The sequence below is a fragment of the Antarcticirhabdus aurantiaca genome (assembly GCF_009765365.1).
Lineage (GTDB): Bacteria > Pseudomonadota > Alphaproteobacteria > Rhizobiales > Rhizobiaceae > Antarcticirhabdus > Antarcticirhabdus aurantiaca.
The window spans coordinates 43342-59963 of sequence record NZ_VTOM01000004.1; the positions used below are offsets into that span (position 1 = coordinate 43342).

The following is a 16622-nucleotide window of genomic DNA, read 5'->3' on the forward strand; positions in this document are numbered from 1 at the left end:
TGGCCGCCCAACAATGGCTTGGCGGCGCCGCGGTTCCGCGAGCCCGCCGGACCGGAGTCCGGCCACGGGCGGCAAGGTCTTGGGAGATCGAAGCGATGAGCCTGATTGCCTGGGCGCGCCTGCCGCGACACTGGCTGACGACCCCGCTCGTCCTGCGTTCGGTGCCCGTCGGGGTCGTGATCCTGGCCGGCGTCGTCGCGACGACCTGGACCCACAGCCTGCTCGGCGACCACCGGGACCTCGTGGTTCACACCTATCGGGTCATCGACACCACCAAGGACGTCCTGATCGCGCTCGACGACGCGGAAACGGGGGAGCGCGGCTATCTTCTGAGCGGCGACCGGCGCTTTCTCGACCCCTATGACAAGGCCCTGGCGCGGCTCGGCTCGATGCGCGGCGCGTTGCGCGGCCTCGTGGCGGACAATGCCGAGCAGATCGGCCGCCTCGAAAGGCTCGACGGCCTCGTCGACGCGAAGCTCGACGAGCTGGCGACGTCGATCGCGCTGCGCAACGACGGAGGCTTCGAAGCCGCGCGAGGCCGCGCGATCGAGATGATGGAGCGCGGGACGATGGACGAGATCCGCCGCGTCATCGGCACCGTGACGCAGGCCGAGCACGCCCTGCTCGACGCGCGGGGCGTCCTCGTGGCGCGGGACGAGAACCGGGTGCGGCTGGTCGCCCTTCTCGTCGCCCTGGCCTCTCTCGTCGTCCGGACGGTCGTGGAGATCCACCTGGCGCGCCGCGAACGCGCATCCGCCTGACGGTGGCCGATCGCGACCTTCGCGCGCCGGGCGCAGCCCCGACGGACAATAAATTGACCCGCACGCTCCTCTTTTGCTAACCGCCGGTCGCCTTTCGGTACGGGGCTGCGGGGAGCAAGGCTATGCTGGCACTATCGACGGCTCCCGCCTTCGTCCGGGATCTGGCGCGCTGGGGCGATGCCCCGGCCCTCCTGTTTCCCGGCGACTGGGTGCTGACCTATCGCGAGCTGGCCGCGCGTGTCGCCGGCGAGGCGGCGGCGCTCGGGGCGGAAAAGCGCCTCGTCGCGCTGCAGGTCGACGGGTCCGAGCACGCGATCGTCACCTATCTCGCGGCCCTTTCCGGCGGCCACGCGGTCGCGATGCTGCCGCCCGGCGGCGAGGCGGCGGAGCGCTTCGAGGCGGCCTTCCGCCCGGATGTCCGCGCCCGGCGGGTCGATGCCCGCTGGCGCCTGGAACGGCGCGCCGAGACCTCGCCCGAGCCGCTTCATCCCGATCTTGCGCTTCTGCTCTCGACCTCGGGCAGCACGGGGCTCGGCCGCTTCGTCCGGCTGTCCCGCGGTAATCTCGACAGCAATGCCCGCGCCATCGCCGACTATCTCGGCCTGTGCCCCCGCGACCGGGCGGCCCTCGTCCTGCCGCTGCACTATTCCTACGGGCTCTCCGTCCTCCACTCGCACCTCGCGGTCGGGGCCGGCGTGTTCCTGCCCGGCGGCTCGATCCTCGACGAGGGCTTCGCGAAAGGCGTGCGCCGAGCACGCTGCACCAACCTTGCCGGCGTGCCCTATTCCTTCGAGCTCCTGGAGCGGATCGGCTTTCGCGGCGAGGCCCTGCCCGACCTCCGCTTCATGACCAGCGCCGGCGGACGCCTGCCGCCGGCGCTCGCCGAGCGCTATCATCGCCACCTCGCCGAGCGCGGCGCGCGGCTCGTCCTGATGTACGGCCAGACCGAGGCCACGGCCCGCATGGCCTTCGTGCCGCCCGAGCGCCTGCCCGGAGGCATCGACGCGATCGGCGTCCCCGTTCCCGGCGGCACGCTGGAGATCGTCGACGAGGCGGGCCGGCGGATCGAGGCGGCAGGCGTCGAGGGCGAGCTTGTTTATCGCGGTCCCAACGTGATGATGGGCTATGCCGGTGCGCGGGCGGACCTGGCGAGGCCCGGCGAGATCGAGGCCCTGCACACCGGTGACCTCGGGGTGCGCGGCGGCGACGGCCTGTTCCGGGTCACCGGGCGCTTGCGCCGCATGTCGAAGATCGCCGGGCTGCGCATCGGCCACGACGCCGTGGAGCGGGCGCTGGCGGAGCGGGGCATCGCCGCCGCCGTGGTGGGTGACGACCGCCGGCTGCTCGCCGCCTACGCCTCGGACCATCCGGAGACCCGCGTGCGCCGGGTGCTGGCGGAGGCGAGCGGCCTGCCGGGACCGCATCTGGCCGTGGAGCGCCTCGACGCTCTGCCGCGCCTGTCCTCCGGCAAGGTCGACTACCAATGGCTGCGGCAGCGCCTTCGCCGCGCCGAGCCTGCGACCGAGCCGGCGGGGGCGAGCGTGCGCGCCGCCTTCGAGGACGCCTTCTTCCCCCACCGCGTGGAGGCCTCCGACAGCTTCGCCTCGCTGGGAGGCGACTCGCTGCGCCATGTCGGCCTCTCCTTGAGCCTCCAGCGCCTCCTCGGCGAACTGCCGGCGGGTTGGGAGGATCGCACGATCGCGGATCTTTCGGCCCGGCCGGGCTCTACGGCCGCCGAGGCGCCGGCAAGGATCGGAACCGACCTCGTTCTGCGCGCCCTCGCCGTCCTCCTCGTCGTGGTGCAGCACGCGACGCTCTGGCCGGTGCCGGTCGGCGCCGCCACCATGGTCGTGCTCGTCGGCCACGGGCTGGCGCGCTTCGGGTCCGCCGCCCTTCTCGCGGCGGACGTGCGGCGGGTGCTGCGTCCCCTCAGCGCGGTGCTCCTGCCCTACGGCCTGATCCTGGCGGCCTACGCTCTCGCCTGGGGCGAGGTTCCCTGGGCCTCGGTCCTCCTTGTCGGCAATTTCGGCTTCGCCGACCCCACCGAGCGCACGATGCTGCCCTTCCTCTACTGGTTCGTGGAGGCCTACGTGCAGATGCTGCTCGTCTGGACGGGCCTGTTCCTCCTGCCGCCGGTGCGGCGGTTCGCCGGGCGCGATCCGTTCCGCTTCGGGCTGGCGCTGCTCGCGGCGGCGGTCGCGCTGCGCTTCGTCGGACCGGCGCTCTGGCCGCTCGGCGGGCGGCAGATCTTCACCCTGCCCTGGGTCCTCTACCTCGCCGTTCTCGGCTGGTGCGCGGCGTGCGCCGACACGACGGCGCGCAAGCTCCTTCTTCTCGGGATCGGCGCGACGATCCTGCCGCTGATGGCCTATTTCGGCGGCAACTGGACGGGCGCCTGGGTGAAGTTCCCGCTTCAGCTTCCGGTTCTGGCCGCGCTCCTGTTCCTGCCGCGTATCCGCCTGCCCGCCCGGGGGATCCGCTGGGTGCTGCCCCTCGCGGCGGCGAGCTTCCACATCTATCTCGTCCACCGCTTCGTGCCGGAACTCCTGATGCCGCCGCTGGTGCCCCACCTGTCCGAGCCGGCCTTCACGATCCTCGCGATCGTCGGGGGCGTCGCGGCGGGCGTGGCGGCACACGCGGTCCAGGCGCAGGCGATGCGCGCCGCAGCGACGGTGGAGCGGCGCTGGCGAGGCCGGAGCCGCGATCTTCTCGGGGCCTTTTCGGACCGGCGCCGCCCCGCTAGCGAGATGCCGTGACGAGCGAACCGAACCGCCGGCCGTGCTCGCGCGTTAGCCTCCGGTTCGTCCCCGGCTGAGGCGGCCCGCAGGCTCGGCCGATCGGGGGCATGCGTTTGCGTTGCCAAACATGAAAATAAGGCACCACTTGCTTTGTCTGCGCCGCGATCCAGTTGAGGCGGCACCGACCAAGTCGCGCCGGCGCCCTGACCCGGCACGGCGCGGCAGAGATCTTGGCCGATCAACTCACCAAGAGAAAGAACAGCCTCATGATCAACAACTCCTCTCTTCGCCGTTTCCGCCTGTCCGCCGCCCTCGGACTGGCTCTCGTTGCGGCAACCTCGGCAACCGCTTTCGCGCAGGCGTCCAGCGGCAGCATCGGCGGCAACGGCGACGACGCGCAGTCCAATTCCGGACCGGGCACCGGCGTGATGACGCCCGGCGCGTCGGGCACCGATTCCGGCACGACCGGCAGCTTCCGCACCGACAGCATCTCCGGCAACGGCGACGACGCGCAGTCGAACTCCACCAACGGCGCGGCCACCGGTGCGATGACCGGCACCGCGCCGATGGCCACCCAGAACTGCGACGCCGCCCAGATCGCGGCCGGCGCCACGCTGTGCAACCAGCAGTCCGGCGACGACGCGGAGTCGGCGAGCGGCCTGCCGCAGCAGTCGAACTGACGAAAACGGCCGGCGCGGGCAGCCGCCCGCGCCGGCCGCGCCTTCAGACGGCGAAGATCAGGACGATCCACAGCGCCTTGCAGGCGATGTGAAGGATCTGGTCCTGCGCGAAGGACAGCTTGCCGCGCACCTTGCTCTCGTCGATGATCGCGTGGACGATCCACTCGGCGATGCCGATCCAGGCAGATCCGGTCACGAGAAGCACGCCGGCGCCGTGGATGCCGGCATGGGCGATCAGGTGATAGGCCCGCATGGGCCCCTGGGTCTTGGCCTTGGCCAGGAAGTCGCCCTGCAGCGGATAGTCCGCCACCCAGTGGACGGCGAGAAGCAGCAGCGCCATCGACAGAATGCCATCCCCGACGACGAAGCTCATGTGCCGGCCCTTTGATTCGACGGGCGCCAGCATGACGGGCGGCAGGCCGCTTGACCAGCGATCCGGCGCCGGAAGCGCGCAGACGGGACATGGTCCGAGTCGGCCGGCATCCGACGGGTGGCCGGTGGCGGGTGGCGGGCGCCCGCCGTTTTGCTATGGGAGGAGAACCGAGCGGGTCGGCGAAGACGCCGGACCGGAACGAGGACGACGGTTGATCGCCATGGCATCGAGCGCGACGAGGACGCCGCGGCAGGCGGGCGCACCGCGCGACGCCGCGCCAGCCACGGGCGCCGACCGGCCTTTGCGGGTCGGCTTCCACGCCCCGATGAAGCATCCGGACCACCCCGTCCCCTCCGGCGACCGGACGATCGCGCGCCTCTTGCTCCGCGCCTTGACGCTCGCCGGCTGCCAGACGGTGGTTCTGTCCACGTCCGGCAGCTTCAACGCGACCGGCGACGCGACGATCCAGCAGAGGCTGGAAGCGGAAGCCGACGCGGAAGCGGCGCGGATCCTGACGGAAGGCCCCGCCTCGGCCCCGATCGACCTCTGGTTCACCTACCATTCGTTCCACAAGGCGCCGGACCTCCTCGGTCCCCGCATCACGAACGCGCTGGCCATCCCCTACGTCGTCGCGGAAGGCTCGCGCGCGCCCAAGCAGGCCGCGGGGCCCTGGGCTCGGGGGCACGCCCTGGCGGGCGCCGGGCTCAACCGGGCGGACCTTCTTCTCGTCCTCAATCCGCGCGACCGGCCGGCGCTCGAAGCCGCGCGACGGCCCGGCCAGCGCATCGCGGACCTCGCCCCCTTCGTCGACGACGGAGCCTGGCCGCGGCTCGGCCCTTCGCGACGTGCGAAGGGCCGAGCGGCCCGCTTCCTGACGGTCGCCATGATGCGGGACGGGGACAAGCTCGCTTCCTACGCCGTTCTCGCCGAAGCCTTGGGCGCCGTCGCCGGCGACTGGACCCTCGACGTCGTCGGCGACGGGCCGGCAAGGGCGCGGGTCGAAGCGCTTTTCGCTTCCATGTCCGAGCGGGTGCGCTTCCTCGGCCGGATCGACGGGCGCGACGCCCTCGCGCGCCTTTATGCCGAGGCCGACCTCCTGCTCTGGCCGGCGGTGAACGAGGCGATCGGCATGGTTTTCCCCGAGGCGGCGCTGCAGGGATGCCCGGCGGTGGCCGGCCGCTTCGGCGGGGTGCCTTCGGTGGTCGCGCACGAGACGAGCGGCCTCCTCGCCGAGCCCGGCGACGCCGGGTCCTTCGCGGCGGCCGTCGAGCGGTTGCTGGCGGATCGCGGCCTTCTCGCGCGCCTCGGCGCCGGCGCGGCCGAGCGGGTCGCCGCGCACCACTCGATCGCCGCGGCGGCGCTGAGCCTGCGCCGCGAACTCGGCGCCCTGCGCCCCGCCCGGAGCCTCGCCTCGTGAGCGCGCCAGCGGGAGCCGCCGTTCCGGTGCTCGTCGTCGTCACGCACCTTCTCGGGGTCGGCCACCTGACCCGCGCCGCGGCGATCGCGCGCGGGCTGGCCGCCGCCGGGCATCCGGTGTCGCTCGTCTCCGGCGGGCGCCCCGCGCCGCTCGTCGACGTCGCCGGCCTCGACTTCGTGCAGCTGCCGCCCGTCCACTGCCGCAGCGGCGATTTCAGCAATCTCCTGACAACCGGCGACCGGCCGCTCGACGAGGCGACGCGCGAGGCGCGGATCGCCGCCCTCCTCGGGGCCTATCACCGCTCGCGCCCGAGCGTCGTGGTCACGGAGACCTATCCCTTCGGGCGGCGGCAGCTGGCCGCCGAGTTCGGCGCCCTCCTCGCGGCGGTGAACGAGGACCCGTCCCGGCCGGCGCTTCTCGCCTCCGTCCGCGACATCCTGAACCCGCCCTCGCGGCCGGCCAAGGGCGAGGAGGCGAGCCGGGTGTTCGGCCGGCACTACGACGGCGCCCTCGTCCACGGCGAGGCGGCGATCGCCCCGCTCGCCATCTCCTGGCCGGTGACGCCCGCGATCGAGAAGCGCCTGCACTATACCGGCTATGTCACGGAGGCTTCCGCCCCGGCCGTGCCCTCGGCCGGCGAGGGAGCGGGCGAGGTTCTCGTGTCCGGCGGCAACAGCGCGGCGAGCCTTCCGCTCTACCGGGCGGCGCTCGGCGCGGCGAGGCTCGACCGCTCCGGCCGCCCCTGGCGCATCCTCGTCGGGCGCGGCGTCGAGGCCGGCGACTTCGAGGCCCTGGCCGCGGAGGCGGGCGCGGGCGCGGTCGTCGAATGGGCGCGGCCGGACTTCCGCGACCTCCTCGCGCGCGCGGCTGTGTCGGTCAGCCAGGCCGGCTACAACACCGTGGTGGACCTGGCCCTCGCCGGCCCGCCGGCCGTGCTCGTCCCCTACGAGGAGGGCTCGGAGGCCGAGCAGGCGCTGCGGGCCGAGCAGTTCGGCCGGCGCGGCCTCGCCGTCACGCTTCGCGAGCACGACCTGTCGCCGGAACGGCTCCTCGCGGCCGTGGAGGAGGCCGCCATGCGGGGCCGGGCGAGCGAGACGGCGCTCGCGCCGACCGGCGTCGCCGGCAGCGTCGCGGCGATCCGCGCCGCCGAGGCCCGAGCACGCGAGGAGCGCGCCGCCTGGGCGCGGCTCGATGCCGGCCTCGAGGCTCTGGCCGGCGCCGGCCGGCACGTCGACCTCTGGTGGCGGGACGACGACGCCGAGCGGCCGACGCCGGCCCTCGACCGGCTCCTGGACCTCGCCGCCGGGCACGGCGTGCCGCTCTCGCTCGCCGTCAGCCCGGATCTCGCGACGGAGGAACTCGCCGAGCGCCTGCGCGGCGAGGCGTCCGTCACCGTCCTCGTCCACGGCATCGCCCATCGCAACAACGCGCCCGAGGGCCGCAAGAAGCAGGAGCTCGGCTTCCGCCCCCTGCCCGATCTCGCCGAGGACCTCCGCCGCGCCCTGCCGCGCCTTGCCGACCTGTTCGGCGCGCGGATGCGGCCCGTCCTGGTGCCGCCCTGGAATCGGATCGATCCGGACCTCGTCCCTCGCCTCTCCGCGCTCGGCTTCATGGGCCTTTCGACCTTCGGCGCGCGGGGCGCGCCGGTTCGCGATGGGCTGGCGATCGCCAACACCCACGTCGACCCGATCGACTGGCGCGGCGGCGTGAAGGCTTCGGCCGCCTCGGTCAACGAATTGGTGGCGCGCCTCGGCTCGGGCGAGCCGATCGGCCTTCTCACCCACCACCTCGTCCACGACGAATGGACCTGGCGCTTCCTGGAAACCCTCCTGACGCGCGTCGCCGGCCATCCGGCCGTGCGCTTCGCCTCGGCCGCGTCGCTCTTCGACGCCCCTTCATCCGAAACCAACGCAGCGAACCCGACATGACGAACGCCCACGCCGACCTTCTCGCCCGCATCGGGAGCCGGGACGCCGTCGTCGGCATCATCGGCCTCGGCTATGTCGGGCTGCCGCTCGCGCTCGCCTTCGCGAAAGCCGGCTTTCCCGTGCTCGGCTTCGACATCAACGCGTCGCGCGTCGCGCTCCTCAACGAGGGGCGCACGGGCCTTCGCCACATCCCCGACGCGCCGCTCGCCGAGTCCATCGCGGCCGGGCGCTTCGAGGCCACCGGCGACTTCGACCGGCTGGCCGAGCCGGACGCGATCCTGATCTGCGTGCCCACCCCCCTCACCGCACAGCGCGAGCCGGATCTGTCCTTCGTCGCGGCCTCGGCGAACCAGATCGCCCGGGCCCTGCGCCCGAACCAGCTCGTCGTCCTCGAATCCACCACCTGGCCCGGCACCACCGCCGAGATCGTCCGGCCGATCCTGGAAGCCGGGGGCCTGCGCTCCGGCGAGACCCTCTTCCTCGCCTATTCGCCCGAACGCGAGGACCCGGGCAATGCCGACTACGGCACGCGCGACATCCCCAAGATCGTCGGCGGCGACGGGCCGGCGGCGCTGGAGCTGGCGCTGGCGCTCTACGGCGCGGCGGTGGAGCGCTGCGTGCCGGTCGGCTCGCTCGCCACCGCCGAGGCGGTGAAGCTGACGGAGAACATCTTCCGCTCGGTCAACATCGCGCTCGTGAACGAGTTGAAGCTCATCTACGACGCCATGGGCATCGACGTCTGGGAGGTGATCGAGGCGGCCAAGACCAAGCCCTTCGGCTTCATGCCCTTCTATCCCGGCCCGGGCCTCGGGGGGCACTGCATCCCGATCGACCCCTTCTATCTCACCTGGAAGGCGCGCGAATACGAGATCGCAACCCGCTTCATCGAGCTCGCCGGCGAGATCAACACGGCCATGCCCCGCCACGTCGTCTCCCGTCTCGCCGAGGCGCTGGACCGGCGCTTCGGGCGCGGCCTCAACGGCGCGCGGGTGCTCGTTCTCGGCCTCGCCTACAAGAAGAACGTCGACGACACGCGCGAGAGCGCCTCGCTCCGGCTCGTGGAGCTGATCGAGGCGCGTGGGGGCAGCGTCGCCTTCCACGACCCGCACGTGCCCGTCATCCCGCCGACGCGCGAGCACATGGGGCTCGCCGGCCGCAGCTCCCTGCCGCTCGACGCGGACATTCTGGCCGGCTTCGACGCGGTGCTGATCGCGACCGACCACGACGCGGTCGACTATGCCCTCGTCGCGTCCCATGCGCGGCTCGTCGTCGACACGCGCAATGCCTGCGCCCGCGCGGGCGCCGACATGACGAACGTCGTCAAGGCCTGACGGAAGGCGCGCCGGCCTCGTCGAGGATGCGGGCGAAGCGGGCCTGGAGGTCGCGGATGCCCGCGTCCAGCGCGAAGGCCGAGCGCAGCCGGGCGTGGGCCCCCTCGCCCAGCCGCTCGCGCGCCTGCGGGTCGCCGATCAGCCGGTCCAGCGCGGCGCCGAGGGCGGCCGGATCGGACGGGGGAACGAGAAGGCCGCTCGCCCCCTCCTCGACGAATTCCGGCACGCCGGCAAAGCGCGTCGAGACGATCGGCAGCTTCTGCGAGGCCGCCTCCATGATGACGTTGGGCAAGCCGTCGCGGTCGCCCTTCTCGCCCTCCTTGCAGGCGAGAACGAAGAGGTCGGCCGCCCGCAGCGCCGCCACCACCTCGTCCTGGGGCAGCGCGCCGCGCCAGTCGATCCGGCCGGCGAGGCCGAGCCGCTCGGCCTCGGCCTTGAGCTCCGCGAGGAGCTCGCCCGCCCCGACATGGGTCAGGCGCCAGTGCCGCTCGGGCGGCAGGGTGGCGAGGGCGGCGAGAAGGTCGTCATAGCCCTTCTTCGCCACCGCCCGGCCGACCGAGACGATCTCCACCGGCTTGGCCGGATCGCGTCCGTTCTTGAATTCCGCGCGCTCGGGCGGCGCGGGAAAGCGGTCGAGGTCGAGGCCGTGATAGGCGAGCGCGACGCGCGAGGGATCCTCTGCCGGCGACAGGCGGCGCAGCTCGTCGAGGCCGGTTCGCGTGCAGGTGACGCCCCAGGCGCTGTCCGCGATCTTCTCGCGCTTGTCCCAGTCCGTCGTCGTCCAGATGTCCTTGGCATGGGCCGAGAAGGTGAAGCGGCGCCCGGTCAGGAGCGCGGCGTAGCGGGCGACCGATGCCGGCGTGTGGAGGAAGTGGACGTGGATGTGCGGCACCTCGGCGCCGAGCTCGTGCGCCATCACCAGCGCCTGCCCGATCCGGCGCATCCGGTCGGCTGTCGGATCGCGCCGCAGATCCGCCCAGGCGGCCGACAGGAAGGCCTTGAAGCCCGGCCGGCGCCGGGCGTCCCAGGCACCGGCGAGCACCCGCCCGACGCCCTTGTAGAGATATTCCGGCAGGTAGCGGACGGGCGCGGCGATCTGCCGGTGCATCGGATGGACCGCGCCGTCGGTCGGCCGGCGCATGGCCCAGATCTCGAAGCGGAAGCCCAGCCGCTCCAGCGCCAGGATCTCCTGCGCGATGAAGGTCTCGGACAGGCGGGGATAGCCCTTCATCAGGATGGCGATGCGGGGCGGGAGCGCGGACGAAGCGGCCGCGCCGCGCTCGTCCGCCGGGTGTGTCTCGGTCATGCAGGTTCCGAAAAGAAGCGTCAGGCTCGGCGAGCCGCCGCGCCGGGCCGGTCGGCCCGCTCGCCGGCGGTGATCCGGCGCGTCAGGGCCTCGATGCTGTCGAGGCCGTCGAGGAGGTGGGGAAGGGTCACGCTGGAGGGCAGCGGCTGCTCCGGCAGGCGGCGGATGGCCTCGGCCATGAGCATGGGATCGCGGCGCGCGCCCGGCCCCAGCAGCGCGCCGTCGAGCATGGAAACGAGGCCGAGGCGCGCGGCCTGCCGGGCGCGCAGCGTCTGCTCCAGCCGGGGCACGCGCCGCGGCACGATCAGCGCCCGCTTGTCGAGCGACAGGATCTCGCAGAACGTGTTGTAGCCGCCCATCGCCACCACCCCGACCGAGCGGCTCATCAGGTGCTCGATCTTGGCGTCGAAGGTGATCGCGTCGATGCGCGGAAGCTGGGCCATGCGCTCCATGAAGGCCGCTCTGCGCGTGCGCTCGACGAAGGGGCCGAACACCACGAGGGCGTTGACGGACAATCCCGGGTCGGCCTCGTAGGCGGACACGACCCAGTCGATCATCTCCTCGCCGTCCCCGCCGCCGCCCGCCGTGACCAGGACGAAGGGCTCGCGGGTGACCTTCGGGTAGCGCACGCTCTGCGGCTTTTCCGGTAGCTCGCGGCGCAAATATCCCGTGTAGACGATCCGCTCGCGCGTTTCGGGGGGCAGGGACAGGCCCGCCAGCGGCCGGTAGACCCGTTCCAGCCCGTAGACCCAGATGTCGTCGTAGAACTCGACCAGCGCGTCGACGGCGCCTTTGCGCTCCCATTCGCCGGCGAGCACCTCGTCCTCGTCGAGGACGTCGCGCACGCCCAGAACGATCCGGGCGCCGTTGCGGCGCAGCTCGCGCAGGGCCGGCAGGATCTCGCCGCGAAAGCCGGTCGGCTCCTTGTCGACGATCACGAGGTCGGGCTTGAGGGTCCGCGCCGTTTCCAGGAGGATCGCCTGGCGCATGGCGACCGTCTCGTCCAGCGGCAGGCGCAGGCTCGACGTCGTGTAGTCGCCGTTCGGCAGCTTCACCACCCCCGGCAGCCGGACGTAGTCGACGCCGTCGGCGAACTCGAACTGCCCGATGATCGGCGAGCCGGAGATGATCACCACCGAGGCGCCTTCGTGGGCCGTCACCAGCCGGTTGGCGATCGCCCGGCAGCGCCGCAGGTGTCCGAGACCGAAGGTGTCGTGGCTATAGATCAGAACGCGGAGCCCACGCGCGCGAAAGGGGTGGTCGCCCGGGGTCGGGTGGTGCAACATGGCTCATGCCCCTATGAGGCCCCGCCGCCGAGTCCGCCGGACGCGGCCCGGCGGCTGATCGGGTCCCGAAGGACAGGCTTATGCCGAGGCAGGCTCGCAGACAAGCCGGCCGGCTCGCGCCGGACCGTTCAGCCGTGATAGGCCTTGGGGCCTCGATCGGGCGGGCGTGTCATGCCCCTGCCCGCCGTTTGACAGCATAACGAAGCGAGACCATGGCCGAACCGATCTACAGATATGTCTGGCGCCATACCCGCCGCCAGCAGATCTGGATGCTGTGCGTGGTTCTGGCCTCGATCCCGACGCTCTACGTCTCGCTCGACCTGCCCAAGCAGATCATCAACGGCCCGATCCAGGGCGAGGGATTCGAGAACGCCGATGCGACCCTGGCGGTCCTGCGCCTCGCGCTGCCCGGCTTCCTGACCGGCGGCGAGGGCGTCGAGCTCTTCGGCGGCTTCCAGCTCGACCGGATGGAAGCGCTGTTCGCCCTGTCCAGCCTGTTCCTGGCGCTCGTCGTCCTCAACGGCGGGTTCAAGTTCTATCTCAACATCTACAAGGGCCGGCTCGGCGAGCGCATGCTGCGGCGCCTGCGCTTCGAGATGGTGGACCGCCTCCTTCGCTTCCCCCAGAAGCAGTTCCGCTCGCTGCGCTCGCCCGAGGTGGCGAGCATGATCAAGGACGAGCTGGAGCCGGTCGGCGGCTTCATCGGCGACGCCATCGTCCAGCCGCTCTACCTGATGAGCCAGGTGCTGACGGCGATGATCTTCATCTTCGTCCAGAGCGTGCCGCTCGGGCTCGTGGCGCTCGGCGTCACGCTGGTCCAGGCGGTGGTGATCCCGAAGATGCGCCAGCGCCTCCTGGTGCTCGGACGCCAGCGCCAGCTGACGGCGCGCCACCTGTCGGGCCGCATCGGCGAGATCATCGACGGCATCACCAGCGTCCACACCAACGACACGTCGAACTACGAGCGCGCCAGCATCTCCAAGGAGCTCGGCACGATCTTCCTGATCCGCTTCGACATTTACCGCTGGAAGTTTTTCGTCAAGTTTCTCAACAACTTCCTGTCGCAGGCGACGCCCTTCATCTTTTACATGTTCGGCGGCTACTTCGCCATCCGCGGCAGCCTCGACATCGGTCAGCTCGTCGCCGTCATCGCCGCCTATCGCGAGCTGCCCGCGCCCTTGAAGGACCTCATCGACTGGGACCTCGCCCGGCTCGACGTCGCGGTGAAGTACGACCAGGTCGTCCAGCAGTTCGACGTCGCCGACATCGCGCCCGAAACGCTCCAGGCGCCGACCGCCGGGCCGGTGCCGCGCCTGACCGGCGACTTCGACCTGAACGACGTGTCGCTCGCCGACGAGCTCGGCTCGCAGCTCCTCGACGGCGTCTCGCTCATCCTGCCGCTCGGGCAGAGGGTCGCGGCCGTCGGCGCGGTCGGCCAGGGCGCCGAGTACCTCGCCGAGATCCTCGCGCGCCTCAGCCTCCCCAGCGGCGGCGAGGTCCGCCTCGCCGGGCAGCCGCTGTCGGGCTATCCCGAGTCCGTCACCGGGCGGCGGCTCGCCTACACCGACGCCGCCCCCTTCTATCCCCAGTCCACCTTGCGCGATGCCCTCCTCTACCCGCTCAAGCGCTATCCGACGCGCACCGAGAGCCGCGAGGCGAGCCGGCGGGAACGGCTCGCGCGGATGGAAACGGAAGTTTCCGGCAACTCCACGCTCGACCCCCGCGACGACTGGATCGACTACGACGCGGTCGGCGCGGCGACGGAGCAGGCGCTGGGGCGCGAGATCGCCGCGGTGTTGCGGATCGTGCAGCTGGACAGCGACGTCCAGCGCTTCGGCCTTCGCACGCGCATTCCCACCGAGTACCAGTCGCGCGTCGCCGACCCGATCCTTCGGGCGCGGCGGGCCTTCCGAAGCCTTCTCGCCCGCGAAGGGATGGAGGGCTACGTCGAGCCCTTCGATCCCGACCGCTTCCTGGTGAACGCCAGCATCCTGGAGAACATCGTCTTCGGCGTGTCGCGCATGGGCGACATGGAAGCGGCCTGGACGCTGATGGGCGGGCACGCCCGGGCGGTGATCGGCGAGGCCGGCCTTCGCGAGCCGCTCTTCGCCATCGGCCGCGAGATCGCGGAAACGATGATCGACATCTTCGGCGACCTCGAGCCGGGCAGCCCGCTCCTGCGCCGGATCGTCATCATGCGCTCCGACGAGCTCGACGACTACCGCCAGATCCTGATGCGCACGGAGGGGCGCGCACTTACCGAGATGGCGGAAGCCGACCGCGTCGCCCTGTTCCGCCTCGCGCTCAACTACATCGAGCCGCGCCACCGGCTCGGCCTCGTCGACGCCGCGCTTCAGGCGCGCATCATCGAGGCGCGCCGGCTCTTCCAGAGAAACGCCACGCCGGACGTGACGAGCGCCGTCGCCTTCTACGAGGGCGGCGCCTTCAACCCCTTCGCCACGATCCAGGACAACGTCCTGTTCGGCCGCATCTCGGAGGAGTTCGCCGGCGCGACCGAGCGGGTGGAGGAGCGCCTCCTCCAGACGCTCGACGAGCTCGGCCTGTCGGAGCTCGTCCAGAAGGCCGGCCTGTCCTTCGAGATCGGCTCGGGCGCCAAGCGCCTGTCGCTCGGCCAGCAGCAGAAGCTGAGCCTTGCCCGTGCGATCCTCAAGTCGCCTGACTATCTAATCGCCAATCGCAGCCTGTCCGTTCTCGACGCGGAAACGCAGGGCCAGATCATCGCGGCGACGCTGGAGCGCGCCCGCGAGGCCAAACGCCCCTTCGGAACGTTCTGGGTCGTTAACGTTTCGGATCACGCGGCGCTCTTCGACCGGACCGTCCGGTTCCGCAACGGACGGACCGTCGAGGAGCCGGCCGCCGAGCCGCTCGCCGACGAGCGTCCAGCGCAGGTCGCCTGAACCGATGGAAAGCCGAGAATCCCGCGAGCCGGAACCGGATGGAGACAGAGGTCTATGAGCCATCTCGCCACTGAAGTCGAAGTGCTGCGCCGCGTCCCCCTGTTCCAGGGTCTCGACCCGCCGAAGCTGAAGCTCCTGGCCTTCACCGCCAGCGCCATGCGCTTCCGGCCGCAGGAGGTGATCTTTCGCCAGGGCAGCCCGAGCGACAGCGCCTATGTGATCCTCGCCGGCGAAGCGGCGGTGGAGATCGACACCCCCGCCGGCGCGATCGAGATCGCCCGGCTCGGCGAGACCGACTTCGTCGGCGAGATCGGCGTCCTCGCCGACGTGCCGCGCTCGGCGACGGTGCGGGCCATGTCGGACCTGAAGACGCTGCGGATCGGCAAGGAGTGCCTCATCGAGCATCTCCAGCACTTTCCCTCCATGTCGCTGGTGATGCTGCGCGAGATCGCCATGCGGCTGAACCGCACCACGGCCGAGCTCGCCCGCCAGCGCGCCGAAGCGGAGAGCTGACGCCGCCCACGACAAGCGCCGCGTCCGCGCCACCTTGTTTCGGCCCCGGATCTCCGGCACGCCACACCGTCGCGACCGGGACACGCGCGCCCGGCGCCCGCAAGTCGTCGGCATCGCCAAGGAAACGGACGGGATCATGGGGCTCGAATCGAAAGACGTTCTGGCGGTGTCCGAATGGCTGGTCGACGAGGCGCTCCACGAGAGCGACATCGGCGACCTCCTGGCCGGGCTCTGCGAGCGCCTGATCCGCCTCGGCATTCCCGTCGACCGCTCGCGCCTGTCCTGGCCGACGCTCCATCCCCTGTTCGAGGCCGAAAGCGTGCGCTGGCGCATCGAGGACGGCATCGAGGTCGGCAGCTTTCCCCACCAGGACGTCGACAGCGAGGAATGGCGCCGCAGCCCGATCAAGTGGCTGATCGACAACGACGTGTCCTCGCTGCGCCAGCGGCTGGAGGAAGACCTCGCGCCGGACGGCTTTCCGCTCCTCCAGGAGCTGAAGGAGCAGGGCTATACGGACTTCGTCGCGTACTACCTCTCGACCTTCCCCCGCCATTCGCGCTTCCGCTGGCGCAACGAGAACTTCGGGATCTACGTCACCTTCGCCAGCCGCCGGCCGGGCGGCTTCGACGCGGCGGACCTCGACACGCTGCAGCACCTCCTCCGCCCGCTCGGCCTCGCCTGCAAGTCGGCGATCTATCCGCGGCTGATGATCAACGTCACCGACGCCTATCTCGGGCCGACGGTGGCGCGCGAGGTGCTGGGCGGGCGGATCATGCTGGGAGCGGGCACGCGCACCCGCGCCCTCGTCTGGTATTCGGACCTGCGCAACTCGACCTTCTTCTCCGAAACCCTCGACGAGAGCGACTACCTCAACCTCCTCAACGCCTACTTCGAATGCGTCGGGCGGCCGGCGGTCGATGCGGGCGGCGAGATCCTCACCTTCATCGGCGACGCCGTTCTCGTGATCTTCCCGATCGATGCCGAGGACGAGGAGGCCGCGGGGCGCACGGCCCGCGCCGCCATCGGGGCGGCGGCGGCCGCGCGCGCCGCCGCCGAGCAGCTGAACGCCCGGCGCTCGGGAGCGCGCGAGCCGGCGATCCGCTTCGGCATCGCGCTCCACATCGGCGACGTGCGCTTCGGCAATATCGGCCTCGCCCAGCGCCTGACCTTCTCGGTGGTGGGCTCGACCGTCAACGAGGTGACGCGCATCGAGCAGATGACCAAGGTGCTGCCGGCGACGATCCTCGCCTCCGACGCCGTCGCCTCGCTGACGCCGGAGGAATGGCATTCCGTCGGGCCGCACCTCCTGCGCGGCATGGCGCAGCCGATGGAGCTCTTCGGCCTGCGCTCGGATACCTGACGCCGAGCCTT

12 protein-coding genes are annotated in these 16622 nt (G+C 71.6%); 9 read left to right on the top strand and 3 right to left on the bottom strand.

Translation table 11 applies throughout. The features are described from left to right. The first annotated feature begins 95 nt into the window (after nucleotides 1-95). The 3 genes from FZN60_RS05685 to FZN60_RS05695 all read left to right on the top strand — a co-directional run bounded on the left by FZN60_RS05685 (nucleotide 96) and on the right by FZN60_RS05695 (nucleotide 4179). Nucleotides 96-761 carry a CHASE3 domain-containing protein gene (locus FZN60_RS05685; RefSeq protein ID WP_158872016.1) on the top strand — a complete coding sequence of 222 codons (666 nt, stop codon included), beginning with the start codon at nucleotides 96-98 and terminating at the stop codon, nucleotides 759-761. A gap of 122 nt (nucleotides 762-883) precedes the next feature. Continuing rightward, nucleotides 884-3517 carry an AMP-binding protein gene (locus FZN60_RS05690; protein WP_158872018.1) on the top strand — a complete coding sequence of 878 codons (2634 nt, stop codon included), beginning with the start codon at nucleotides 884-886 and terminating at the stop codon, nucleotides 3515-3517. Between the two features lie 248 nt (nucleotides 3518-3765). Continuing rightward, a complete protein-coding gene (locus tag FZN60_RS05695; RefSeq protein ID WP_158872020.1) occupies nucleotides 3766-4179 on the top strand; it encodes a hypothetical protein in 414 nt (137 codons plus the stop codon). Nucleotides 4180-4222: 43 nt separating this feature from the next. Here the strand turns inward: FZN60_RS05695 and FZN60_RS05700 are convergent, their stop codons facing one another. Further along, nucleotides 4223-4552 (bottom strand): DUF3307 domain-containing protein, encoded by a 330-nt coding sequence (locus FZN60_RS05700; RefSeq protein WP_246726613.1) that lies wholly within the window; start codon nucleotides 4550-4552, stop codon nucleotides 4223-4225. A 220-nt stretch (nucleotides 4553-4772) separates the two neighbouring features. On the opposite strand from FZN60_RS05700, the gene FZN60_RS05705 reads away from it, so the two are divergent. From FZN60_RS05705 to FZN60_RS05715, 3 genes are read left to right on the top strand one after another with little or no spacing between them, the layout of a single operon-like run. After that, nucleotides 4773-5969, top strand: a complete 1197-nt coding sequence (locus FZN60_RS05705) for a glycosyltransferase family 4 protein (RefSeq protein ID WP_158872022.1) — start codon at nucleotides 4773-4775, stop codon at nucleotides 5967-5969. Beyond that, the gene (locus tag FZN60_RS05710; protein ID WP_158872024.1) at nucleotides 5966-7897 is read left to right on the top strand and encodes a glycosyltransferase; all 1932 of its coding nucleotides are present in this window, start codon (nucleotides 5966-5968) and stop codon (nucleotides 7895-7897) included. The genes FZN60_RS05705 and FZN60_RS05710 overlap by 4 nt, the downstream gene beginning before the upstream one ends. Next, a complete protein-coding gene (locus FZN60_RS05715; RefSeq protein WP_158872026.1) occupies nucleotides 7894-9228 on the top strand; it encodes a nucleotide sugar dehydrogenase in 1335 nt (444 codons plus the stop codon). The genes FZN60_RS05710 and FZN60_RS05715 overlap by 4 nt, the downstream gene beginning before the upstream one ends. Here FZN60_RS05715 and FZN60_RS05720 read toward each other — a convergent pair. Both FZN60_RS05720 and FZN60_RS05725 read right to left on the bottom strand, forming a co-directional pair. Then, complete coding sequence (locus FZN60_RS05720; protein WP_158872028.1) at nucleotides 9218-10534, bottom strand: glycosyltransferase family 4 protein; 1317 nt, start codon at nucleotides 10532-10534, stop codon at nucleotides 9218-9220. The genes FZN60_RS05715 and FZN60_RS05720 overlap by 11 nt on opposite strands. A gap of 20 nt (nucleotides 10535-10554) precedes the next feature. Continuing rightward, on the bottom strand, nucleotides 10555-11820 hold the full coding sequence (locus FZN60_RS05725) for a glycosyltransferase family protein (protein ID WP_158872030.1): 1266 nt from the start codon (nucleotides 11818-11820) through the stop codon (nucleotides 10555-10557). A gap of 212 nt (nucleotides 11821-12032) precedes the next feature. On the opposite strand from FZN60_RS05725, the gene FZN60_RS05730 reads away from it, so the two are divergent. The 3 genes from FZN60_RS05730 (at nucleotide 12033) to FZN60_RS05740 (ending at nucleotide 16611) form a co-directional block, all read left to right on the top strand. After that, a complete protein-coding gene (locus tag FZN60_RS05730; protein WP_158872032.1) occupies nucleotides 12033-14738 on the top strand; it encodes an ABC transporter transmembrane domain-containing protein in 2706 nt (901 codons plus the stop codon). A 54-nt stretch (nucleotides 14739-14792) separates the two neighbouring features. Continuing rightward, nucleotides 14793-15251, top strand: coding sequence for a cyclic nucleotide-binding domain-containing protein (locus FZN60_RS05735; RefSeq protein ID WP_158872034.1), 459 nt, complete (start codon nucleotides 14793-14795; stop codon nucleotides 15249-15251). Between the two features lie 136 nt (nucleotides 15252-15387). Beyond that, complete coding sequence (locus FZN60_RS05740) at nucleotides 15388-16611, top strand: adenylate/guanylate cyclase domain-containing protein (RefSeq protein WP_158872036.1); 1224 nt, start codon at nucleotides 15388-15390, stop codon at nucleotides 16609-16611. The last annotated feature ends 11 nt before the right edge of the window (nucleotides 16612-16622 follow it).

Coding starts and splice junctions, on each gene's coding strand:
- FZN60_RS05685 (WP_158872016.1), top strand. CDS start 96: ATGAGCCTGATTGCCTGGGCGCGCCTGCCGCGACACTGGCTGACGACC.
- FZN60_RS05690 (WP_158872018.1), top strand. CDS start 884: ATGCTGGCACTATCGACGGCTCCCGCCTTCGTCCGGGATCTGGCGCGC.
- FZN60_RS05695 (WP_158872020.1), top strand. CDS start 3,766: ATGATCAACAACTCCTCTCTTCGCCGTTTCCGCCTGTCCGCCGCCCTC.
- FZN60_RS05700 (WP_246726613.1), bottom strand. CDS start 4,552: ATGAGCTTCGTCGTCGGGGATGGCATTCTGTCGATGGCGCTGCTGCTT.
- FZN60_RS05705 (WP_158872022.1), top strand. CDS start 4,773: ATGGCATCGAGCGCGACGAGGACGCCGCGGCAGGCGGGCGCACCGCGC.
- FZN60_RS05715 (WP_158872026.1), top strand. CDS start 7,894: ATGACGAACGCCCACGCCGACCTTCTCGCCCGCATCGGGAGCCGGGAC.
- FZN60_RS05720 (WP_158872028.1), bottom strand. CDS start 10,534: ATGACCGAGACACACCCGGCGGACGAGCGCGGCGCGGCCGCTTCGTCC.
- FZN60_RS05725 (WP_158872030.1), bottom strand. CDS start 11,820: ATGTTGCACCACCCGACCCCGGGCGACCACCCCTTTCGCGCGCGTGGG.
- FZN60_RS05730 (WP_158872032.1), top strand. CDS start 12,033: ATGGCCGAACCGATCTACAGATATGTCTGGCGCCATACCCGCCGCCAG.
- FZN60_RS05735 (WP_158872034.1), top strand. CDS start 14,793: ATGAGCCATCTCGCCACTGAAGTCGAAGTGCTGCGCCGCGTCCCCCTG.
- FZN60_RS05740 (WP_158872036.1), top strand. CDS start 15,388: ATGGGGCTCGAATCGAAAGACGTTCTGGCGGTGTCCGAATGGCTGGTC.